This is a genomic window from Rhodococcus jostii NBRC 16295 (assembly GCF_001894825.1).
Classification (GTDB): Bacteria; Actinomycetota; Actinomycetes; order Mycobacteriales; family Mycobacteriaceae; genus Rhodococcus_F; species Rhodococcus_F jostii.
Genome location: NZ_BCWY01000002.1, coordinates 219,810 through 242,163, shown reverse-complemented (window position 1 = coordinate 242,163; position 22,354 = coordinate 219,810). Strand labels below are relative to the sequence as shown.

Below are 22,354 nucleotides of genomic sequence, written 5' to 3'. Positions count from 1 at the left end.
GGCTCAGCCCACCCACTCCGCGAACGACAGACCCGAGATCCGCTCGTACGCCTCGATGTACCGCTCACGGGTCGCCTCCACAATCTCCGCGGGCAGCGGCGGCGGCGGGGTGTCGGACGCGCGGTCCCAGCCGGATTCGGGGCCGGTGAGCCAGTTGCGGACGAACTGCTTGTCGAAGCTCGGCTGCACCTTCCCTGCCTCGTACCCGTCTGCGGGCCAGTACCGGGACGAGTCGGGGGTCAGGACCTCGTCGGCGAGAACCAGGTTGCCCTTCGGGTCCAGCCCGAACTCGAGCTTGGTGTCGGCGAGGATGATGCCGCGGTCGGCGGCGAAGTTGGACGCCCGACCGTAGATGTCGAGGGTGTCGTCCCGCAGCTTCACGGCCAGATCCTGGCCCACCTTGTCGACCACGGCCTGGAAGCTGATGTTCTCGTCGTGCTCCCCCAGCTCCGCCTTGCTGGCGGGCGTGAAGATCGGGTCGGGCAGCTGGCTCGCCTCCACGAGACCCTCGGGCAGTGCGACTCCGCACACCGCGCCGGTCTCGTTGTAATCGATCAGCCCCGACCCCGTGAGGTAACCGCGGGCCACACACTCGACGGGGACCATGTTCAGCGTGCGGACCACCAGCGCGCGGCCGAGGACCTCTTCGGGGATCCGGCTGTCGTCGGGCTCACCGGCCAGGTGGTTGTTGCCGCCGAGAACGCCGAAGAAGAAGACGCTCATCGCGGTGAGCACCCGCCCCTTGTCCGGGATCGGGGTGCTGAGGACGTGGTCGTAGGCGGAGATCCGGTCGCTCGCGACCAACAGGAGGTGCTCGTCGTCGATCGTGTAGAGGTCGCGGACCTTGCCACCGGCCAGATGGGCGTATGAATCGAGTGAGGGGCGCACGGTGATCCAGCCTATCGGTCGGGGCGGACACGACGGGACGGGCACCGATCAGGGCCCGGAATAGCACTGGAACCGATGTCGTTAGCCTTGAAAGAGAGTTCTGTGATCTGTACGACGACACGACGGGTGGGTAATGGCGACGGACACGACCCCGGTCGACGTCGGGTTCCGTTCGGAACGCGGACCGATTCTCGTGTCGCTGATGCTCACGACGTCACTGGTCGCGCTCGATGCGACCATCATCTCCACCGCGGTCTTCACCATCGTCGGGGATCTCGGCGGCTTCACCCAGTTCCCGTGGCTGTTCTCGATCTACCTGCTCACCCAGGCCGTGTCGGTGCCCATCTACGGCAAGCTGGCAGACATCTTCGGCCGTAGACCGGTGATGCTCCTCGGCATCGCCCTGTTCGGTGTCGGCTCGGTGCTGTGCGGGATCGCGTGGAGCATGCCCGCGCTCATCGCGTTCCGGGCGGTGCAGGGTCTCGGCGCCGGGGCCGTCCAGCCGATGAGCATGACCATCGCCGGCGACATCTACACCCTCGCCGAACGCGCCAAGGCCCAGGGCTACCTGGCCAGCGTGTGGGGCATGTCCGCGGTGGTCGGGCCGACGCTCGGCGGCGTGTTCTCCGAGTACCTGTCGTGGCGATGGATCTTCTTCGTCAACATTCCCCTGTGCCTGCTCGCCGCCGTGATGCTGATCCGCAACTTCGACGAGACGCGGGTGCGCACCCGGCGGTCCGTCGACTACGCCGGCGCCGGAGTGCTCGCCGTCGGGGCGACGTTGCTCATCCTCGGGCTCCTCGAGGGCGGGCAGGCCTGGGCGTGGAGTTCGCCGATCAGCCTTTCGATCTTCGCGGCGGGACTCGTGTTTCTGATCGTCTTCGTCCTCGTGGAACGGCGCGCCACCGAACCGGTGTTGCCGCTGTGGGTGTTCACCCGGCGCGTTCTCGCGGCGAGCAGTCTCGTGTCACTGCTGGTCGGGGCCATCGTCCTCGGTCTGACCACCTACGTCCCGACCTTCGCCCAGGGCGTGCTCGGGACGGGCGCACTCGTCGCCGGGTTCGCACTGGCCACGCTGACCATCGGCTGGCCGATCGCCGCATCCCAGTCGGGGCGCGTGTACCTGCGCTTCGGCTTCCGCGTCACGGCCACCGCGGGCAGTCTGCTGGTCGTCGCCGGTACCGCCCTCACGCTGAGCCTGTCCCTCGAGTCGGCGATCTGGCAGGTGGCGCTCTGCTGCTTCGTCATCGGCGGCGGTATGGGCCTGGTCGCGAGCCCGACGCTCATCGCGGCGCAGTCGAGCGTCGACTGGTCGGAGCGCGGCGTGGTCACCTCCACCAACATGTTCGCGCGGTCCATCGGCAGCGCCGTGGGTGTGGCCCTGTTCGGCGCCCTCGTCAATGCGCAACTGGGCGGGGCCGACAACCCTGCCCCGGCCGACCTCGCCGGCGCCCTGCACCTCGTGTTCGTGGCCGCCCTCGGCGCCGCCGTCGTCCTCGTACTCGCCGCGGTGGCGATGCCGAAATCCGCCTCCGCAGCCGAGGTCGAGCCGAGCGAATCGACAGCTGTGAAGGAGTGACCGTGCCCGATCCGTGCGTCGACGTGCTCGTCGCGTCGTATCTCGAGCAGGACCTGGTCGAGCGGATCGCCCGCAGCGACCCTCGGGTCCGGGTGGCGTACGCACCCGAACTGCTGCCTTGCCCGCGGTGGCCCAGCGACCACGTCGGGGTGCCGCGCGAGCTGACCGCCGACGAGCACGACCGGTGGACGTCGATGCTGCACACCGCCGACGTCATGTTCGACTTCGACTGGCGCCACCCCGACCGCACGCTCGAGCAGTCGCCGAATCTGAAATGGATCCAGGCGACGTCCGCGGGCGCCGGACAACTCGTCGAGAAATTCGGGTTGTCCTCCGCTCCGCTGACGGTGACGACCGCCGCGGGAGTGCACGCCGACCCGTTGGCGGAGTTCGCGCTCGCCGGCATTCTCCATTTCGCGCGTGGACTCCCCCGGCTCGTCGCGGACCGGCACACCCGCACCTGGCGCAAACAGGAGACGACCGAGCTCGCGGGACGTCACGCGCTGATCGTCGGCGCCGGCAAGATCGGCTCGCGCACCGCGGAACTCCTCCGATGCTTCGCCGTCACCTCGACCGGGGTGGCCCGCACCCCCCGACCCGCCTGCGCACCCTTCGACGCGACGACCACCACGGACCGGATCGCCGAGCATCTGCCCACGGCAGACATTCTCGTGATCTCGTGCGCGCTCACCGACGCCACCCGCGGACTGATCGGACCGCGAGAACTCGACGCCCTCCCCCGCGGGGCACTCGTCGTGAATCTCGGCCGGGGACCGATCATCGACGAGGACGCTCTCGCAGAAGCACTGTCGACGGGCCGGGTGGGCGGCGCGGTCCTGGATGTCACCACCACCGAACCCCTTCGGGAGGACTCGCCGCTGTGGACGGCCGACAACGTCCTCCTCAGCCCGCACAGCGCCGCCAACGTGCCGTCGGAGAACGGGAAGATCGTCGACCTGTTCGTGGAGAATCTCGGACGCTACCTGTCGGGTGAGTCCGCGCTGATCAACGAGTTCGATTTCGACGCGGGATACTGACCGCGCCGAGGGATCCTCAGCTCTCGCCCTCGCGCGGCTCGGTGCCGGCCGCCAGTCGGCGGAGGCGAACCCAGTCCACGGGTCGGACGGGCCTGCGGACACCGGGCCGGTTCCGCGGGACCACCACCCGCAGCGCCCCGGGAGTGATGGTGCACCGCACCGGTGCCGGGACCACGAGCGCCTCGCCGTCGATGCCGGCGGGAATCTCGGGCACGTCGGCTTCGATCACGACCTCGTGACCGGAGTGTTGGACCACACCGTCCTGGCGGGCACGCCGGAGCAGGCCGACGGCCTGTCGTGTGCTGCTCACCGAAATCGTCACCACGCCGAGTGTGCCGTGATCGATTCGCGGTCGGCGTCCGAGACCGGCCAGATCATGGGTCTCGTACGGCCCGTTGCTCACCAGAACGGCCTGGGGCCCTTCAATCGTCCTGTCGCCGAGACGAGCGAGTAGCCGTGCCCCGTGCTGCCCCTCGATCAGGTCCGGGAGCATCCGCAGAATCGTTCCGGTCTTGTCGTCGCGGTAGGCGGGGCTCTGCACCACCTCGGCGTAGGCACCGAACGAGGCGTTGTTGACGAAGGTGCGCCCGTCGACCTGTCCGAGGTCGATCCGGAGCTCGACTCCGTCCGACAGCGCGTCGAGGCATCGGGACGGATCGTCGCGGTCCAATCCGAGATCCAACGCGAAGTGGTTGCGAGTCCCCGCACTGATCACCAGGAACGGGAGGTCGTGTTCGGCGGCGATGCCCGCGACCAGAGCCTGCGTGCCGTCGCCGCCGGCCACTCCGAGCAGGTCGGCCCCGCGAGCCACGGCGTCCCTGGCCAGCGCTTCGACATCGACCGTCCCCGGGCCTTCGAGCAGCGCCACCTCGGCCCCGAGTTCCTCGGCCCGCCTCTTCAGATCGAACTTCCCGACCTTCCCGCCACCGGAATGGGGATTCATCACCAGGAAGGCACGTTTCGGCGGGACGGACGGGTGTTCGGGCATCATCCAGTCGGCGCGATCACGGCTGAGTGCGGCGCGGGCACAACCGACGGCGAGCACGGCGAGCGCCGCGGCGAGCAGCACCACCCACAACAGACTGGCGCGAACGAGAAGTGCGAGCACGACGATCGGAGTCAGAACCAGCACGACCAGCGCGATCCATCGAAGCGCACCACGGCTCGTGAGGAACCAGAACAACGCTGCGACCTCCACCACCAGGGCGCCGACCGCCACGATCAACAGCGTCAGGGTGTGCAGCCCGGCGAATACCACCAGCACGGCAACAGAGCTGAAGATCGCCAAGTATGCGGCCCGGGCCAACCAACGCCGGCGCGTGCTCGCCGAGTCCGTAGAGCCGCTCTCGTGGAGTGTCATTGCCGCCACCTCGCCATTCCGGGCGTCCCTCTTCAGTATCCACCCGCCACGCTGCCACCCGAGGGGATTCAGATTCGGTGGCGCGGTATGCAGATCATTTCGCGGTGGTCTTGCGCGGCCGGCCGCGTCGCGCCGCCTTGGCGGGAGGCGGAGTCGGTGTCTCGGCATCCGAGGCGCCGGACGGATCGTCGCGCCAGCTGATCTCGATTTCGATCTCGGTCTCGTCGCCGTCGACCTCGATTTCGAGTTCCCACCGGACTCGATCGGCCACGACGACGGCGATCGACTCGCCGCCCGAGCCCAGTTCCACCTCGGACCCGCTTGCCAGGGCCTGCCCGAGCGCGATGAGCCGGTCGGACACCTCTTTCCTGGAGAGCTCGGACGTCTTCTTGATCTCCAGCTTGGGCACGGCGACTCCTCACCTCGGTGCTGCGTCTCATCACCGTAGCCGCCGGGGCGCACGTGACCGGATCGAACCGGGAACAAACTACCTGATCGGCAGTTTCACACGGATTTGCCAGACGCTGAGGCAATTGTGTGTGCGTCTGACAATTCGATGGGTAGACGTCTTCGATCCTCACGGGTGTGGCTGTCGTTCAAGGGGTTTGCGCTTCCCAGGCGGTCGGTGTTCGCGCCGCGTACTTCCGTGCCTCGTCCATGAGTGTGCGCGCGGGGGGTGTGAGGTGACCCCGACGGCAGACGGCGGCGACGTGGAGGTAGGACTCGGGGACGATGCGGTGCACGGTGGCGCCGGCCTGACGCGCCGACGGTGCCCACGACGACGGCATGACTGCCTGCCCGAATCCGCTGAGCACCATGGGCAGGATCGAGGTCCGGTGGGCGACCTCGGCGACGATGGTGGCGTCGACACCGCTGGCGAGAACCTCGTCGACCAGCGTTCGCATCAACGATCCACGCTGCGAGACGATCAACCGAAATCCGGACAGTTCCGATCTCCGAATCTCCGGGCGGGCCGGTGTTTCGGCGCCCGGACCGGAGAGGAGGATCAGCGGCTGGCTTTCGAGCGCGACGACGTCGAGTTCGGGGGCACGCATCACGGCGGGTGAACCCAGGATCCCGACCTCGCAGACACCGGTGCGCACGGCGTGCAGAACCTCTTCGGGAGTGAACGCCGCCTCGGCATTGACGGTGACCGCAGGATAGGTGCGGCTGAAGCTGGTGAGGATCGTGGTGAGGGGTTCGATGCCGGGTGAGGGCATCGTGATCAGGTCCACGCGACCGGCGCGCAGCCCTTTCAACGCATCGACGGACGCCTTCGCATCCTCGAGATCGCGCAGCACCACACGGGCGGGACCGACGAGGGTGTCACCGGCATCACTGAGCACCAGCCGCCGTCCGACGCGGTGGAAGAGCGGCACCCCGAGCTCCCGTTCGAGCGCGGATATCGACTGGGAGAGCGACGGCTGCGCGATCAGCAGTGTCTCCGCCGCGCGGTTGATGCCGCCCTGATCGACCACAGCGAGGAAGTACCGCAGCTGACGCGCGTCCATCCGAACCCTCATCTCCCTCGATGTGCGCCGGACCGTGGGGTGTGGGTGCCGGTGACCACTTCCTGGAGCACTCAGCCTACCTGCGTAAATGCGCTTCGATTAGGTGAAACCTATAAGCCGGATCGACTCTTGGTCATGGACGCCCCGGTGCTGTGACGGGTTAATGGATGCATCACACACTGTGATCCGCACAACATGATGGAGGCCCTGACATGGCACCGCAGACGTTCACGATTGCATCGATCCCCGCCGACGGCGTCGGCAAGGAGGTCGTCGCTGCCGGACGGCGCGTGCTCGACGTCCTCGCAGCACAGTCCGGCGGGCGTTTCGCCTTCGAGTGGGAAGAGTTTCCCTGGGGATGCGGGTACTACGAGCAGACCGGGAAGATGATGGCCGACGACGGCCTCGACACCCTGAAGGCATTCGACGCCATCTACTTCGGCGCAGTCGGCTGGGAGAACGTCCCCGACCACATCAGCCTGTGGGGGCTGCGGCTCAACATCACCCAGAACTTCGACCAGTGGGCCAACGTGCGGCCCGTGAAGTTCCTCCCCGGCGTGCAGTCCCCGCTGCGCAAGGCCGACGACACCGAACTCGACTGGGTCGTCGTCCGGGAGAACAGCGAGGGCGAGTACGCCGGCCTCGGCGGACGTAACCTCAGCGGTCGCGGACCGGGCAACGAGGTCGCACTGCAGACCGCGCTGTTCACCGAGAAGGGCTGCGAGCGCATCATGCGCTTCGCGTTCGACCTGGCCCGCACCCGCACGGTGAAGAAGGTGTCCAGCGTCACCAAGTCCAACGCCCAGCAGTACGGCATGGTCCTGTGGGACGAGGTCTTCGACCGCGTCGCCCTCGACTACCCCGACGTCGCAACCGAAAGCGTCCTCGTCGACGCCATGAGCGCGAAGTTCATCCTGCATCCGGAGGATCTGTCGGTGGTGGTGGCGTCGAATCTCAACGCCGACATCCTCTCGGACCTCGGTTCCGCGCTGGCGGGCAGCCTCGGTGTCGCGGCGAGCGCGAACCTCAACCCGGAGCGCCGCTTCCCGAGCATGTTCGAACCCGTCCACGGTTCCGCCCCCGACATCGCCGGGCAGGGCATCAGCAACCCGATCGGCGCGATCGCCAGTGCCGCCCTGATGCTCGACCACTTCGGGCTGCACGACGAGGCACGCCGCGTCGAAGCCGCCATCGAAGCCGCCACCGCGAGCGGTGCACTGACCCGCGACATCGGCGGATCGTCGGACACCGACGCCGTCACCGAGGCGATCGTGCACGCTCTGCAGACCGCTCTGACCCTCGCCTGACCGCGATTCACCGCGCAGCCGGCCCGACTCGGCAGGATCTGCCGGGTCGGGCCCCCACCCCCTCGAACGGTCGGTAACTCTCGGCCGCCCCGTCTTCATACCTGAACACTCTCACCCGAGGTGAATGTCATGGAAACACCCAGCAGCGCAGCGAGTTACCCACCGGCGACCGTGAAGAAACCGTGGTACAGGCAACTGTACTTCTGGGTTCTCATCGCGATCGTGCTCGGCATCCTGGTCGGGTGGCTCTGGCCGGACACCGGCGAGGCGATGGAACCGATCGGCACCACGTTCATCACCGCGATGAAGATGCTGATCTGCCCGATCGTGTTCCTGACGATCGTCGGCGGCATCGCGAGTGTCGCGGACCTGAAGAAGGTCGGGCTGACCGGAATCAAGGCGCTCACGTACTTCCAGGTCGGGACGATCCTCGCGCTGTTCACCGGTCTCGTCGCGATCAATCTGTTCCGTCTCGGGGACGGGGTGAATGCCGACGCATCGTCCCTCGAGACCACCGAGTCCGCGAGCAAACTCATCCAGGCGGGCGAAGAGAAGCAGTGGTGGGAGTTCATCACCCACCTGGTCCCGGACAGCGTGTTCGGACCGTTCGTCGAGGGCGACATCCTCCAGGTCATCTTCCTGGCCGTCATCTTCGGTGTCGCGATCAATGCGGTGGGACAGATCGCCGCGCCGATCCGGGACGCCGTCGAACGCCTCACCGCGGTGGTCTTCAAGGTCCTCAGCTTCATCATGAAACTCGCGCCGCTCGGTGCGTTCGGTGCCATGGCCTTCGCCATCGGCAAGTACGGTGTCTCGACCCTGACCAGCCTCGGCAGCTTGATCCTGCTGTTCTATGCAACATCCGCGTTCTTCGTGTTCGTGGTTCTCGGATCGGTCATGGCGTATCTGCGGCTCAACATCTTCCGCATGCTCGGCTTCTTCAAGGAAGAGCTTCTGCTCATCCTCGGAACGTCCACCGCCGAGCCTGCGCTGCCCGGCTTGATGCGGAAGCTGGAGTACGCGGGAGTCAAGAAGACCACGGTCGGGCTCGTCGTCCCCACCGGCTACAGTTTCAACCTCGACGGCGCCGCCATCTACCTCTCCCTCGCCGCGCTCTACATCGCTCAGGCCACCAACACCGACCTGTCCATTCCGCAGCAGGTCGGCCTGCTCGGGGTCATGTTGCTGACCTCGAAGGGCGCCGCTGGTGTGGCCGGAGGCGGATTCATCGCTCTGACGGCGACATTGAGCACCCTCGGCACCATCCCCGCCGCCGGCATCATGCTCATCTTCGGCATCGACAAGTTCATGTCCGAATGCCGAGCCCTGGTGAACTTCATCGGCAACGCCGTCGCCACCCTGTTCGTCGCCAAATGGAACCACGAACTCGACGTCGATCGAGCCCGCCGCGTGTTCTCCGGCGAAGCGCTTCCCCCGGTCGAGGGTGAGGTCGAGAACGACTTCGACCTGGAGATCCTGGAACAGGAACCGGCAGCGTTACGCATCGACCACGAACGGCTCGACGCTGTGGCGACGCCCGCACAGTCCACCCGGCGATGACCTCATCCGCATTGCGCACCGACAGAACTGCACACGAAGAGAGAGGAAGGCCGATGAGGGTTCTGGTTGCCCCGGACAAGTTCAAGGGCTCGCTCTCCGCAGCGGATGTCGCCGAACATCTCTCGGCCGGACTCGCCTCGGCGGGAATCGTCAGCAGGCAACTTCCCCTCGCCGACGGCGGCGACGGCAGCGTCGACGCGGCGGTGGCCGTCGGATTCACTCCGCACCCGGTCACGGTCGCCGGCGCAACCGGTATGCCGCAACGCGGTCGCATCGCCATCGACGGCAGCACTGCCGTCGTCGAGGTCGCCAACACCTGCGGACTGTCCACCCTCCCGGGCGGCCGCAGGGCTCCGCTCGACGCCTCCAGCCTCGGAATGGGGCAGGCCGTCGGGCACGCCCTCCGCCATCGCCCCACCCGGTTGGTCCTCGCCCTCGGCGGCAGCGCCGCAACCGACGGCGGCACGGGGATGCTCGCGGCGTTGGGATTCACCTTCCACGACGCCGCAGGCAGACCCCTCCGGGCGTGCGGGCGAACCCTTCCCGAGGTCGCGACGATCGACTCCTCCCGCGCAGTGAACCTGTCCGGAATCGAGATCGTGATCGCCGGCGATGTCACCAACCCGCTGACCGGCCCGAACGGTGCCGCCGCGGTGTACGGACCCCAGAAGGGCGCCGACCCCGCAGCCGTGCGCTACCTCGACGCCGGCCTCGACACCCTCGTCGAGGCGTTCACCCGCAGCGGCTACCCGCAGGCTCGTGCGGTGGCCGCCTCCCCCGGCGCCGGAAGCGCCGGCGGGATCGGTTTCGCCGCCATGCTGCTCGGTGCGCGCATGGTCTCCGGCGCCGACTACTTCCTCGACCTGCTCGATTTCGACGGCTACCTCGCAGGTATGGACCTGGTGATCACCGGCGAGGGCAGCATCGACGAGCAGACCGGACACGGCAAGCTCCTCGCCGTCCTCGCCGAACGCGCCCACCCCGTTCCCGTCGTCGCGATCGCCGGCCGCAACAGCCTGCCCCGACACCGTTGGCAGCAGTCCGGTTTCAGCCGGATCTGCGCGCTCGGCGACTACACCGACCGAGACACCTCGACAGACCCCGACCTGACGGGCGAGCTCCTCACCCGCATCGGGCGGGAGATCGGCGCCGGCTCACTTCTGCACAACGAAGGATCACGATGACTCTCACGGACCTCCAATCGTCGCGCACGGCGGACGTCGATTCGTCTTCACTGTTGACGCCGCGCAGGGCGAAGATCGTCTGCACGCTCGGGCCGGCCACGGCCACCGACGACCGCATCCGCACCCTCGTCGAGACCGGGATGGACATCGCCCGACTGAATTTCAGCCACGGCGACCACACCGACCACGAGGACAACTACCGGCGCGTGCGCGCCGCAGCCGACAGCACCGGCCGGGCCGTGGGCATCCTCGCGGACCTGCAGGGACCGAAGATCCGCCTCGGCCGCTTCGCCGGCGGTGCGACGGTGTGGGCCGCCGGGGAACAGGTCCGGATCACCGTCGAGGACTGCGAAGGCACCCACGACCGGGTCTCGACCACCTACACCCAGCTCGCCGAGGACGCCCGGCCCGGTGACCGTCTGCTGGTCGACGACGGCAAGATCGCCCTGATCGTCACCGACGTCGACGGCAACGACGTGGTGTGCCGGGTGACCGAGGGCGGCCCGATCAGCAACAACAAGGGTGTCTCCCTGCCCGGGATGAACGTCTCCGTTCCCGCGCTGTCCGACAAGGACATCGACGACCTCGAATTCGCCCTGCGGCTCGGGGTGGACCTCATCGCCCTGTCGTTCGTGCGGTCACCGTCGGACATCGACCGGGTCCACGACGTGATGGACCGGGTCGGCCGGCGGGTGCCGGTGATCGCGAAGATCGAAAAACCGGAGGCCGTCGACGACATCGAAGCGATCGTGCGTGCCTTCGACGCGGTCATGGTCGCGCGCGGCGACCTCGGGGTGGAAGTCCCGCTCGAGCAGGTGCCGTTGGCGCAGAAGCGGATCGTGCAGATCGCGCGGGAGAACGCGCGACCGGTGATCGTGGCGACGCAGATGCTCGAGTCGATGATCGAGAACTCCCGGCCCACCCGGGCCGAGGCGTCGGACGTGGCCAACGCCGTCCTCGACGGCGCGGACGCGGTGATGCTCTCCGGCGAAACCTCCGTCGGCGCATACCCGACCGAGACGGTCGCGACGATGGCCCGGATCCTCGGCGCCGTCGAACACCAATCCACCACCGTCCCCGCCCTGACCCACATTCCCCGCACCCACGGCGGGGTTCTCTCGTTCGCCGCCCGCGACATCGGCGAACGCCTGGGCGCCACCGCGCTGGTGGCGTTCACCCAGTCCGGGGACACCGTGCGACGCCTCGCCCGCCTCCACACCCCGCTGCCACTGCTGGCGTTCACCCCGGTACCCCAGGTGCGCAACGAACTAGCGCTCACCTGGGGCACCGAGACGTTCCTCGTCGACCCGGTCGAATCGACCGACGACATGATCCGGCAGGTCGACACCGCCCTCCTCCGCTTGGGCCGCTACCGGCGCGGCGACCTCGTCGTCATCGTCGCCGGCTCACCCCCGCACACCGTCGGATCCACCAACCTCATCCACGTCCACCGCATTGGTGAGGACGACTTCACGAAGGGCTAGGGCGGGTCTCCCAATCCCTCTCGGATGCACCTGGCGAAACAATCGTCGTCCGGCAAGGCGGAGGAGAAGCCGATACCGCTGTTGTATCGGCGCCGACGACAACGCAGCAGGGCGGCGATTGGGCGCCGGGAGCGCCGAAATGGGGATTGGGAGGCATGCCCTAAACGTGTGCGGCCCCGTCGAGCAGGTGCGGGCGGATGGCTCCGACGGGGTTGAGCTCCTCGTACGCCCGCGCCACGTCGAGCAGGAACAGGTCGTTGCCGGGGGCGGCGACGATCTGCACGCCGACCGGCAGACCGTCGGCGCTGAATCCGGCCGGAACGGAGATCGACGGGCACCCCAGGACTGTCACGGTCAACGCCGACGTCATCCAGTCGAGGTAATCGTCGCAGCGGCGTCCGTCGACGGCGGCCGGGTACTCGAGTTCGGCGTCGAAAGGGAGCACCTGGGACACGGGCATCACCAGAACGTCGTGCCGGCTGAAGAATTCGACGGCGCGATACTGGATCTCCGCCTGCGCCACCATGGCCTTCGCGACGTCGTCGGCGGACAGCCGGTCTGCCTGCCGGATGTTGTCGAGGAGCGACGGCTTCAAAATGTCGGGGGTGGCATCCGCCTGCGCGCCGAAGTCGATTTTGAACCGCCACGCCCGCAGCGTGCGGAACACCCACTCGGCGTCGGGAATCGACGGCGCATCCTCGACCACCACCGCTCCCGCCGCGGCGAAGATCGACGACTGACGGTCGTGAATCTCGCGGACCGGTGCGTCCAGGGGGAAGAGGCCGTTCAGATCCGCGGACACCGCGACACGCAGACCCTGCAGGCCGGCGACACCGAGACGAGGGGCGACGGCATCGGCGCTGAGCGAGCTACGGACACGTGCGTCGGGTCCCGCGATCACCGACAGCAGCAGTTCGAGGTCGTCGACGTTCCGGGCCATCGGGCCCTGTGTCACGAGCGAGTCCCAGGGTGCGCTGTTGGGCCAGCACGGGACGCGTCCCGGGGTGGGGCGCAGTCCGACGACGTTGCAGAACGACGCCGGGTTGCGCAACGAACCACCCATGTCGCTGCCGTCGGCGAGCGGTACCAGCCCGGCGGCGAGCGCGGACGCGGCGCCGCCACTCGACCCGCCCGCGCTCTTCGTCGGGTCGTACGGGTTGGTGGTGGTCCCGAACACGGTGTTGAACGTGTGCGAACCGGCGGCGAATTCGGGAACGTTGGACTTGCCGATCGTGACGGCCCCAGCCGTGGTGACGCGTTCGGCGATCAGCTCACTGGCCTCGGGCACGTTGTCGACGAGCAGGGGCGAACCGGCGACCGTGGGGAACCCCGCGACGTCGTGAGTGTCCTTGAACGCGAACGGCAGTCCGTGCAACGGCCCCACCGGGGTTCCGGCGGCCGTCTGATCGTCGGCGGCGGTGGCGGTGGCGTGCGCACGGTCCAGGTCGAGGCTGACGAGCGCGTTGACCGTCGGATTCACCTGTGCGATCCGGTCCGTGTGCAGGCCGAGCAGCTCCCGCGCCGAGATCTCCTTGCTGCGGAGTGCGGCGAGCATCTCTCGCGCGGTCGAGTAGTGATCGATGGTCATGTCGTGGTCTCCAGGATCGGGGTGGCAGCCGGACGGTCGTCCGACGGCGCGGGGGTCGGGATGCGGGGACGGGTGGCACGGACGACGGCCTCCACGACGGCGATCACCGCGAGGTTGAGCACCAGTCCGCAGATGCCGGCGTCGATGTTGGCGAGGTTCAGTTCGAAGACGGTCATCACGATGACGGTGAGCATGCCGACGACGAGTCCGGCGAACACGGACTGCTTGGCCAGCAACGGCTTCTCGGGCAGGGCCAGCGCCAGACCCGGAGCGAGCTGGCTGAGACCGCCGAACGTGAGCAGCAGCAGATTGGCCAGCAGGTCGGGGCGCGTCAGGCCGAGCACCAGGGCCGTGGTGGCGGCGGCGATCACGACGAGGTGGTTGAACCGGAGTTTCGTGCGCTCGCTCTCGATCGTCACCAGGTTGTGCGACGCCAGCGTCGAGATGCCGATGCAGATGGCGCCGGCGGGCAGCATCGCCGCGGACGCGGCAGCAATCGCGATCAGTCCGAGCGCCCAGTTCGGCAGGGCTCCCCCGGCCAGCGTGAGCAGGACGGCGTTGCTGCTGGTGTTGGGGTTCAGCGCGAGGATTCCGACGAAGCCCAGCATGATCGGGAGAATCATGACCACCTGGTACATCGGCAGAAAAGTGTTGTTGGAGCGGATCACTCGACCGTTCTTCGCGGCCAGCAGCGGCGGCCAGAGATGCGGGGTGGTGAGGAATCCGCAGCCGATCGCGGAGATCAGCAGGCTGGTGGTCCACCAGACCCGGTCGTAGTCACCGGGGTTTACGGTCAGCATCTCGCTGTGCGTCTGCGCGATCTGGCCGAACACGTCGCCGATGCCACCGGCGAAGTGCAACGGGATCACGATGGACAGCACCACGACGGCGAGCAGGATCAGGACGTCCTTGACGTAGGCGGTGCGTGCCAGGCCGTGGATGCCGGCCCACAGCACGAACCCGACGACGAGGACGGTCGCGACGATCATGCTGAGAGTGCCCGAACTCGCGCTACCCGTCACGAGGCGGACGATGAGGCCGAGGCCGGTGATCTGCAGCTGCAGGTACGGCAGCAGGAAGATGATGCCGCACAATGCGACGAGGCGGCCGAGCAGCGGACTGCGGTAGCGGTCTGCGAAGAAATCCGCCTGGGTGATGTAGCCGCGATCCTTGCTGAGCTTCCAGATCCGCGGGCCGATGAAATACAGGGCCACGTAGCCGAGCGGGATGTAGGGGATGGCGTAGGTGGCGCCGATGCCCGCGGTGAAGGCGATACCGGCGACACCGAGGAACGTGAACGTGGTGAACGATTCACCGGCCTGCAGGAAGAAACTGGTGACCACACCGAAGTTCCGCTTGCCGACCGTCCACTCGCTCAGGTTCTGAGCGCGTTTCCTGCGTCCACCGACCGCGATCACCGCCAGCCCGATCATGCCTGCCAGGGTGATCCACAGAGCTGAATTCGCCATCAGAGGTTCGCCTTCTCGAGCTGACGGTCGTCGCTCCGCTCCTCGTGCGGCCGGACGAGGCCGAACTCCACCGCGGCCAGCGCGGGCAGCAGGAGGAGCACCCAGGCCGAACACCACACGAGCAGTCGCGGCATCCCGAGCCACAGATCGGCTGTGTTCACAAACGGCAGCCACACGGCGGTGACGAGTGCGAGAACCGGGGCGAGAGGGACGAGCAGCAGCCAACGGCGCTGCGGCGAATCCTCGATCGCCCCGAGAATGGCTTCTCGTTGCATGCTGTTCCTTCTTCCATCCGGGGAGTAGAGGAAGCATGCGTGGTGTGGATCACAGCACTCAACAGCTGGACGAGGTTCGGCGAAATCGGCCACCGGACTGTCGGAGATCGCAATCAGGTGCGCCGGAGGCGCCGTCCGATGTCGAAATCCGTCACATCACCCGGCCGCTGCGCTTGACCGCCTGCACCACCATGTTGGTCTCGAGGGCCATCGCGTCGGCCACCCACGGCGCGGTGGTGATGTAGTCGTAGAGCACCGACTCGTCGGGCGCGGCGATGTTGGCGACCACCTGGTATTCGCCCGCCGTGCCGGCCGCGTACCGCACGTACGGCATCTCGAGCATGCCCCGCACGAGCGGTTCGATCCGGTTGCGCTGGGTCTTGATGAACAGCATCGCCTCGGCGCGCAGCCCGAACAGGGCGGGGTCGACCACCACCCGGAGACTGATCGCGCCCTCGGTGAGCAGCGTCTGGACACGTCGCCGGGCCGTCGCCTCGGACACGCCCGCGGTCCGGGCGAGCGCGGTGGTGCCCACCCGCCCGTTCTGCATCAGCTCGCGGATGATCGTCCGGTCGACGGGGTCCCGGGTGCCGCGTTCCAGGTCCGTGAGGAATGTCGCCGGAGGCGCCACCCCGCCGATCGCTTCTTTCTCGGCGGGAGTCAGGACCCCGGCCTCCCATTCGCGGACCGTGCGGAAGTACCGCAGCACCGGGTCGGTCCAGCTTCGAACGACGCCCATCGTCGCGGGCAGTTCGTCCATGACGAGCTTCGGCAGGCGGTCCCGGGACACGTGGATCTCGGCCACGCAGTCGGCGGTGCCGGTGAGGATGTACACGAAGATGCAGTCGCTGCGCTGGGCGAGGGCGCTCGCCGCCACCCGCACCGTTCCCGGGGAGCACTGGAGGCGGACGATCGCGGTGCCGCCGCTGTTCGCGACCGCGGTGACCGCCACCCGGCCGGACTCGAGGAGCGCGATGCCGTGCCGGGTCACGTTCCTCTCGGGTTCGCCGAGCGCCTGTGCAATTCGGCTCCAGGAGCATCGCCCGTCGACCTGGAGGGCAGCGACGATCCGCTGATCGAGCGAGAACCTGCGTTCGGTCATTGCAGAAGCCTGCCCTCCATGCCACGTGTGCATGCGATGGTAGGCCAGTCGGTGACGACGAGAACTGCGATCCGGTTGCGGCTCGAGTCGCACCCGCGCACCGGGGGCCGAAACCGCTGGACTGCAGGGCAATACGCAACGGTCGCGGACCGCGGGCCCGCAAGCGGAGTCACCAAAGGTTAGGCTAACCGTATATGGTCGAGGGGTGACGGTGCACATCGCGACCCGCGCCGAAGTTGTCCGCTACGAAAGGTGATCACACATGCAGTCGACGGCCGTTGCCGAGTCCACCGAGACTTCGACGGATCTCCCGCCGGGCGCGCCGTTCGTCCTCTCCCGCCCGCACGGCACCGTGATCGCCGACGGCATCCGCACCGGGTACGGCTCCGCCCGTGACGCCGCCGCGGCCCTCCGCAACGGTGCCGTGACCTCCGTGGTCGGCGCGCTCGCCTTCGACCCGTCCCACCCCGCCGCGCTGATCGCACCACAGACGCTGCGCCACTATCCGGGCAGCTGGACCCCTCGTCTACAGGCCCTCCCACAGGTCCGCGCGGGCGAGTCGATTCCGCCGGAGGACGAGCACGTCGCCCGCGTCGCCGCCGCGCTCCACGTACTGCGGGAACCCGACGCCGCCCTGCACAAGGTGGTGCTCGCCCGATCGGTCGTCCTGCACGCCGACACACCGGTGCCCCCGCACGCACTGCTCGCCCGACTTGTCGCGAACGACCTCGGCGGCAACGGCTTCAGCGTCGATCTGAGCGCCGCAGGCACCGGGTGGTCGGGACGGCACCTCGTCGGCTCCAGCCCCGAGGTTCTCATTCGCCGCCGCGGCGACACCGTGACCTGCCATCCGCTGGCCGGTTCCGCGCCCCGACACACCGACCCCGAGATCGATCGCCGGACCGCGGAAAACCTCGCCTCGTCGGAGAAGAATCTGCGCGAGCACGCCCTCGTCGTCGACGCGCTGCGGGCGAGCCTCGAACCCTTCTGCACCGAACTCGACATCCCCGACCGGCCCACCCTCACCAGCACTCCGCAACTGTGGCATCTCGGCACACCCGTGTCGGGACGGCTGCGGGACCGCTCGGTGACCGCGCTGGACCTCGCCGTCACGGTGCACCCGACCCCCGCCGTCTGCGGCACTCCCACCGACGCCGCACGCGCGCTGATCGGCGAACTCGAGGGCGACCGCGGCTTCTACGCCGGCGCCGTGGGCTGGGCCGACGCCGACGGTGACGGCGAATGGATGGTCACCATCCGGTGCGCGCAGATCGACGCCGACGGCACCACCGTCACGGCGTATGCCGGCGGCGGCATCGTCGCCGCATCCGAACCGGACGACGAACTCGCCGAGACCACAACCAAACTGGGCACCGTCCTCGCCGCACTGGGACTCCCCCGATGAGCGGCACGACTCTGGTGGTCGGGGCGGCCCAGGGCATCGGACGGGCCACGGCCGTCACGCTGTCGCGGTCCGGCCACCGCCTGGTACTGCTCGATCGCGACGCCGACGGCCTCGCCGCCACCGCCGCCCAGCTCGACACCCCGCCGCTCGGAACGGCCGTCACCGACATCCGCGACACGGCCGCCGTCACCGACACCGTCCGCCGGATCGAGGACGAGCACGGTCCCGTCACCGCACTCGCGCACGTGGCGGGGGTGCTCGAAATCGGATCGGTGCTCGACGCCGACCCCGCGAGCTGGCAGCGCGTGTTCGACGTCAACGTCACCGGACTCGTCAACGTGCTGCGGGCCGTCGGCACCGGAATGCGGGAGCGTGCAGCCGGTTCCATCGTCGTGGTCGGCTCCAACGCCGCCGGCGTGCCCCGCACCGGAATGGGCGCGTACGGCGCGTCCAAGGCCGCTGTCTCCATGATCGTCCGGGTTCTCGGTCTCGAACTGGCCGAATACGGGATCCGCGCCAACATCGTCGCCCCCGGCTCGACGGACACCGCGATGCAGCGTTCGCTGTGGTCGGACCCCGCGGACGACTCCGGAGCGCGCGGAGCGATCGACGGAGACCCGAGCACGTTCAAAGTCGGTATCCCGCTGGGCCGCATCGCCGACGCCGCCGACATCGCGGACTCCGTCGAGTTCCTCCTGTCGGATCGGGCCCGTCACATCACCATGCAGGCGCTCTACGTCGACGGCGGCGCTACCCTCCGAGCCTGACACCCGTGAACAGCCCGCGAAAGGACTTTCGATGACAACGAGCGTTCGCGCTCCCCTGGAGACGACCACCGGCTACCCGGCCGACCTCGCCGCACGGTACCGCGACGCCGGGTACTGGACGGACGAGACGTTCCAGCAGTTCCTGTCCACCCGTGCAGCCGCTTTCGGGGACTCCGTCGCCGTGGTCGGACCCGACGCCGCGGGAATCGACCGCTCGCTCACCTACCGGGAGCTGTCGGACCGCGCCGACCGGATCGCCACCGGGCTGCAGTCGTCGGGGGTGCAGCCCGGTGACCGGGTGGTGGTGCAGCTCCCCAACATCGTCGAGTACGTCGAGGTGATCTTCGCGGTCTTCCGCCTCGGGGCGCTGCCGGTGTTCGCGTTGCCCGCGCACCGCGCCCAGGAGATCTCCTACTTCTGCAGCTTCGCCGATGCCGCAGCCTACGTGATCACCGATACGCACGCCGGATTCGATTACCGGGGTCTCGCCCGCGACGTGGTGTCGTCGGCGGAGAATCCGCCGCGGGTCATCGTGGCCGGGGACGCGGAGGAGTTCACGTCACTCGACGAACTCCGCGCCGCGGAACCGCTGTCGGACGAGCCGGCGGCAGGCCCGGAATCCGTGGCGTTCCTGCAGCTCTCGGGCGGGACCACCGGCGTGTCGAAGCTGATTCCGCGGACCCACACCGACTACCTGTACTCGGTGCGTGAGTCCGACCGCATCTGCGGTATCGACGAGAACACCCGCATGCTCGTCGTCCTCCCTGCGGCGCACAACTTTCCGATGAGCTCACCGGGCATCCTCGGCGTCCTGCACGCCGGCGGTCGCGTGGTGCTCGCGCCGGATCCGAGTCCCGACACGGCGTTCGCGCTCATCGAGCGTGAGGGCGTCACGATCGCGTCGCTGGTGCCGCCGCTCGCACTGGCGTGGCTGGCCGCCAGTGGCCGCACGGAACGGGACATCTCGAGCCTCGAGGTGCTGCAGGTCGGCGGCGCCAAGTTCAGCGCCGAGGCCGCCAAGCGGGTGCGTCCCGAACTCGGGTGCACGCTGCAGCAGGTGTTCGGGATGGCGGAGGGACTGGTCAACTACACCCGGCTCGACGACCCGGAAGACACGATCGTCACCACGCAGGGCAGGCCGATCAGCCCCGACGACGAGGTCCGGGTCGTCGACGACCACGGCGAACCCGTCCCGGGCGGCGCGTCCGGTCATCTGCTCACCCGCGGCCCGTACACGATTCGCGGGTATTACCGGGCCGCCGAACACAATTCGACGGCCTTCACCGAGGACGGTTTCTACCACACCGGCGACATCGTCCGGCTCACCGACGACGGCTACCTCGTGGTCGAGGGCCGCGCGAAGGACCAGATCAACCGCGGCGGCGAGAAGGTGGCCGCCGAGGAGGTCGAGAACCACCTGCTCGCGCACCCCGCCGTCGCCGACGTCGCGGTGGTGTCGATGCCCGATCAGTATCTCGGCGAACGCAGTTGCGCGTTCGTCGTGGTCCAGGGCGAGCAGCCGAAGGCCGTCGAACTCAAGAAGTTCGTCCGCGGCCGCGGACTCGCCGAGTACAAGGTGCCCGACAAGGTGGTGTTCGTCGACGAGTTCCCGGTCACCGGTGTCGGCAAGATCAGCAAGTCCGAACTGCGCCGGGCACTGGAGAAGACGTTCGTGACCTCGTGACCCGGCGTGATCATCGGGACAATCTCCCGAGGAGCGCCGACGCGACGGCGATGCCGAGCACCGCGGCCGCGACGAGCACCCCGAAGTCCAGCCAGTAATTGGTGGGCTGGCCGATCAGCAGCCCCCTGAGCGCGGACACCTCGTAGCTCAGGGGGTTCACCCGGCTGATCGCCTGGACCCACCCCGGCATGAGTTCCACCGGGTACAGTGCATTCGACGCGAAGAACAGCGGCATGGTGATCGCCTGTCCGATTCCCATCAGCCGGTCGCGTTTGAGCACGATCCCCGCGATGGCCACGGACAAGCAGGAGAAGAACGCGGCTCCCAGCACCACGACCACCACCACTCCCAGCAGGCGCACCGGATTCCACGTCATTCCGACGCCGAGGAGTGCCGCCACGATCACGACGACCACGGCCTGAGCCACCGCGCGGACACCCGCCGCGAAGGCCTTGCCCGTCACGAGAGCCGCACGCGGAGTGGGTGTCACGAGCAGTTTCGTCAGGACCCCGGCATCGCGCTCCCAGATGATCTGGATGCCGTAGAAGATCGCGACGAACAGGGCCGACTGGGCGATGATGCCCGGCGCCAGGTAGTCCAGATAGGGGACGTCGCCGGTCGGGATCGCGCGGATGCGGCTGAACGTCTCACCGAAGATGACGAGCCACAGAATCGGCTGGATCGCACGGGTCACCAACTCCGAACGGTCGTGGCGCAGCTTCTGCAGCTCGATCAGGCAGAACGTGGCGATCCGCGACAACAACCGGAGCACACCCCGGATCGGCGGTTCAACCCATACGGCGGGCGGTGCGGCGGGCGCTACGGACATCGCGGAGCCCTCCCTTCTCGTCGGCGGTGAGACTGTCACCGGTGTAGTGGCGGAAGACGTCGTCGAGCGTCGCGTCGGGGCCCAGCTCGGCGACGAGACCGGACGGGGAGCCGACCGCCCGCAGTTCGCCGCGGTGCATCAACGCGACCCGATCACACAGCGCCTCGGCCTCTTCCATGTAATGGGTGGTGAGCAGGACCGTCATTCCGTACTGCTTCTGCATCTCGGTGACGCGGGTCCACACCGAATCCCGCGCGACCGGATCGAGACCGACCGTCGGTTCGTCGAGGACCAGCAGCGACGGCCGGTTGACCAACGCCTGCGCGAGTTCGAGGCGCCGGACCATGCCGCCCGAGAAACTCGATGCCACCCGGTCCGCGACGTCGGTGAGATCGACCATCTCCAGCACCTCGTCCACGCGGTGTCGGCGCTCGGACCGGGGCACGTCGTAGAGCCGGGCGAACCAGGACACGTTCTCGCGGGCGGTGAGTGCGCCCTCGATCGACAACTGTTGGGGCACATACCCGAGCAGTCGGCGGACGGCCATGGCCTGAGTGCGCACGTCGCACCCGAAGATGCTCACGTCGCCGTCCTGCAGCGGAAGGAGCGTGTTGAGGAGTCTGATCGTGGTGGTCTTACCCGCCCCGTTGGGGCCGAGCAGTCCGAAGCACTCCCCCGCCTCGATCGTGAGGCTCAGGTCCTTCACCGCGGTGTAGTCCCCGAACCGGTATGTCACGTGGGACAGTTCCAGCGCATCGTGGGACGGTCGCGGTCGTGCGGCGGCCTGCGCCCTGCGAAACATCATCTGACGACCTCCTGATCGCTCTCCCCGGCCTGGTCCGGGTGCAGCGCCCCGGCGAGGCGGGTGATGGCGGGAATGGCGGATTCGATGGCCTCCCGGTCCTCGGCACTGAGGCCGTCGAAAGCGGCGGCGACCTCCAGGTTGCGACGGTCGCGCCAGCGCTCGACCTGTGACCGCGCGTCGTCGGTGAGCGCGAGGCGGGCGACGCGTCGGTCGGACTCGTCCCGCACCCGTTCGATCAGTCCGGCGTCGGTGAGTTGCCGGACGAGCGTGGAGACAGTGTTCGCGGCGAGTCCCAACGCTGCCGCGGCTTCCGCGACGGAGGTCCCGGGCCTGCGGCGGAGCAGTCGCACCAACTCGACCTGTGACCCCGTCAACGGCGTCTCCGGCCACGGGCGCCCGACTCTTCGGCGGGTGTGCCGGCGCAGCAATCCGATTGCGGTGAAGAGTTGTTCGGCAGGCGCCATCCCCGAGTGGTCGGGTGCCTCGTTGTGTGCCATGTTCTCAATATAGCTCTGCTTCA

General features: G+C 68.2%; 20 protein-coding genes. 9 read left to right on the top strand and 11 right to left on the bottom strand.

The window, feature by feature from the left end; all coding sequences use genetic code 11:
- Positions 1-3: 3 nt before the first annotated feature.
- Entirely contained in the window at positions 4-888 is an 885-nt protein-coding gene (locus RJ1_RS02560; protein WP_073358317.1) for a phosphoribosylaminoimidazolesuccinocarboxamide synthase, read from the bottom strand.
- Positions 889-1,021: 133 nt separating this feature from the next.
- Here RJ1_RS02560 and RJ1_RS02555 point away from each other — a divergent pair, with 133 nt between their 5' ends.
- Positions 1,022-2,467: an MDR family MFS transporter gene (locus tag RJ1_RS02555; RefSeq protein ID WP_073358316.1), complete on the top strand. Its 1,446-nt coding sequence runs from the start codon at positions 1,022-1,024 to the stop codon at positions 2,465-2,467.
- Complete coding sequence (locus tag RJ1_RS02550) at positions 2,464-3,504, top strand: NAD(P)-dependent oxidoreductase (RefSeq protein ID WP_073358315.1); 1,041 nt, start codon at positions 2,464-2,466, stop codon at positions 3,502-3,504. The genes RJ1_RS02555 and RJ1_RS02550 overlap by 4 nt, the downstream gene beginning before the upstream one ends.
- 16 nt (positions 3,505-3,520) lie before the next feature.
- Here RJ1_RS02550 and RJ1_RS02545 read toward each other — a convergent pair whose 3' ends face one another.
- The 3 genes from RJ1_RS02545 to RJ1_RS02535 form a co-directional block, all read right to left on the bottom strand.
- Complete coding sequence (locus RJ1_RS02545; RefSeq protein WP_073358314.1) at positions 3,521-4,864, bottom strand: diacylglycerol/lipid kinase family protein; 1,344 nt, start codon at positions 4,862-4,864, stop codon at positions 3,521-3,523.
- A gap of 94 nt (positions 4,865-4,958) precedes the next feature.
- A complete protein-coding gene (locus RJ1_RS02540) occupies positions 4,959-5,273 on the bottom strand; it encodes an amphi-Trp domain-containing protein (RefSeq protein WP_073358313.1) in 315 nt (104 codons plus the stop codon).
- 187 nt (positions 5,274-5,460) lie between these two features.
- On the bottom strand, positions 5,461-6,375 hold the full coding sequence (locus RJ1_RS02535; RefSeq protein ID WP_073358312.1) for a LysR family transcriptional regulator: 915 nt from the start codon (positions 6,373-6,375) through the stop codon (positions 5,461-5,463).
- A 212-nt stretch (positions 6,376-6,587) separates the two neighbouring features.
- Between RJ1_RS02535 and RJ1_RS02530 the strand changes: the two genes are divergently transcribed.
- From RJ1_RS02530 to pyk, 4 genes are all read left to right on the top strand, one after another.
- On the top strand, positions 6,588-7,682 hold the full coding sequence (locus RJ1_RS02530) for a tartrate dehydrogenase (RefSeq protein WP_073358311.1): 1,095 nt from the start codon (positions 6,588-6,590) through the stop codon (positions 7,680-7,682).
- Positions 7,683-7,811: 129 nt separating this feature from the next.
- Entirely contained in the window at positions 7,812-9,242 is a 1,431-nt protein-coding gene (gene dctA / locus RJ1_RS02525) for a C4-dicarboxylate transporter DctA (protein WP_073358310.1), read from the top strand.
- A gap of 53 nt (positions 9,243-9,295) precedes the next feature.
- Positions 9,296-10,426, top strand: coding sequence for a glycerate kinase (locus RJ1_RS02520; RefSeq protein ID WP_073358309.1), 1,131 nt, complete (start codon positions 9,296-9,298; stop codon positions 10,424-10,426).
- On the top strand, positions 10,423-11,910 hold the full coding sequence (pyk, locus tag RJ1_RS02515) for a pyruvate kinase (protein ID WP_240319782.1): 1,488 nt from the start codon (positions 10,423-10,425) through the stop codon (positions 11,908-11,910). Before RJ1_RS02520 ends, pyk begins: the two co-directional genes overlap by 4 nt.
- Before the next feature lie 160 nt (positions 11,911-12,070).
- Here pyk and RJ1_RS02510 read toward each other — a convergent pair whose 3' ends face one another.
- From RJ1_RS02510 to RJ1_RS02495, 4 genes are all read right to left on the bottom strand, one after another.
- A complete protein-coding gene (locus RJ1_RS02510; protein WP_073358308.1) occupies positions 12,071-13,498 on the bottom strand; it encodes an amidase family protein in 1,428 nt (475 codons plus the stop codon).
- Entirely contained in the window at positions 13,495-14,967 is a 1,473-nt protein-coding gene (locus RJ1_RS02505) for a sodium:solute symporter family protein (protein ID WP_073358307.1), read from the bottom strand. The genes RJ1_RS02510 and RJ1_RS02505 overlap by 4 nt, the downstream gene beginning before the upstream one ends.
- The gene (locus tag RJ1_RS02500) at positions 14,967-15,242 is read right to left on the bottom strand and encodes a hypothetical protein (RefSeq protein WP_073358306.1); all 276 of its coding nucleotides are present in this window, start codon (positions 15,240-15,242) and stop codon (positions 14,967-14,969) included. The genes RJ1_RS02505 and RJ1_RS02500 overlap by 1 nt, the downstream gene beginning before the upstream one ends.
- A gap of 151 nt (positions 15,243-15,393) precedes the next feature.
- Positions 15,394-16,344 (bottom strand): Lrp/AsnC family transcriptional regulator, encoded by a 951-nt coding sequence (locus RJ1_RS02495; RefSeq protein ID WP_073358305.1) that lies wholly within the window; start codon positions 16,342-16,344, stop codon positions 15,394-15,396.
- A 262-nt stretch (positions 16,345-16,606) separates the two neighbouring features.
- Between RJ1_RS02495 and RJ1_RS02490 the strand changes: the two genes are divergently transcribed.
- The 3 genes from RJ1_RS02490 to RJ1_RS02480 are packed head-to-tail and all read left to right on the top strand — an operon-like array spanning position 16,607 to position 20,200.
- Entirely contained in the window at positions 16,607-17,749 is a 1,143-nt protein-coding gene (locus tag RJ1_RS02490) for an isochorismate synthase (RefSeq protein ID WP_073358304.1), read from the top strand.
- Positions 17,746-18,516 carry an SDR family oxidoreductase gene (locus tag RJ1_RS02485; protein ID WP_073358303.1) on the top strand — a complete coding sequence of 257 codons (771 nt, stop codon included), beginning with the start codon at positions 17,746-17,748 and terminating at the stop codon, positions 18,514-18,516. Before RJ1_RS02490 ends, RJ1_RS02485 begins: the two co-directional genes overlap by 4 nt.
- Before the next feature lie 31 nt (positions 18,517-18,547).
- Positions 18,548-20,200 carry a (2,3-dihydroxybenzoyl)adenylate synthase gene (locus RJ1_RS02480; RefSeq protein WP_073358302.1) on the top strand — a complete coding sequence of 551 codons (1,653 nt, stop codon included), beginning with the start codon at positions 18,548-18,550 and terminating at the stop codon, positions 20,198-20,200.
- 10 nt (positions 20,201-20,210) lie between these two features.
- Here the strand turns inward: RJ1_RS02480 and RJ1_RS02475 are convergent, their stop codons facing one another.
- Genes RJ1_RS02475 through RJ1_RS02465 form a run of 3 tightly spaced genes read right to left on the bottom strand, consistent with a single transcriptional unit; the run spans position 20,211 to position 22,331 of the window.
- Positions 20,211-21,029 (bottom strand): ABC transporter permease, encoded by an 819-nt coding sequence (locus tag RJ1_RS02475; RefSeq protein ID WP_073358301.1) that lies wholly within the window; start codon positions 21,027-21,029, stop codon positions 20,211-20,213.
- Entirely contained in the window at positions 20,989-21,834 is an 846-nt protein-coding gene (locus RJ1_RS02470; RefSeq protein WP_073358300.1) for an ABC transporter ATP-binding protein, read from the bottom strand. The genes RJ1_RS02475 and RJ1_RS02470 overlap by 41 nt, the downstream gene beginning before the upstream one ends.
- Positions 21,831-22,331, bottom strand: coding sequence for a MarR family winged helix-turn-helix transcriptional regulator (locus tag RJ1_RS02465; protein WP_073358299.1), 501 nt, complete (start codon positions 22,329-22,331; stop codon positions 21,831-21,833). Before RJ1_RS02465 ends, RJ1_RS02470 begins: the two co-directional genes overlap by 4 nt.
- Positions 22,332-22,354 lie beyond the last annotated feature (23 nt).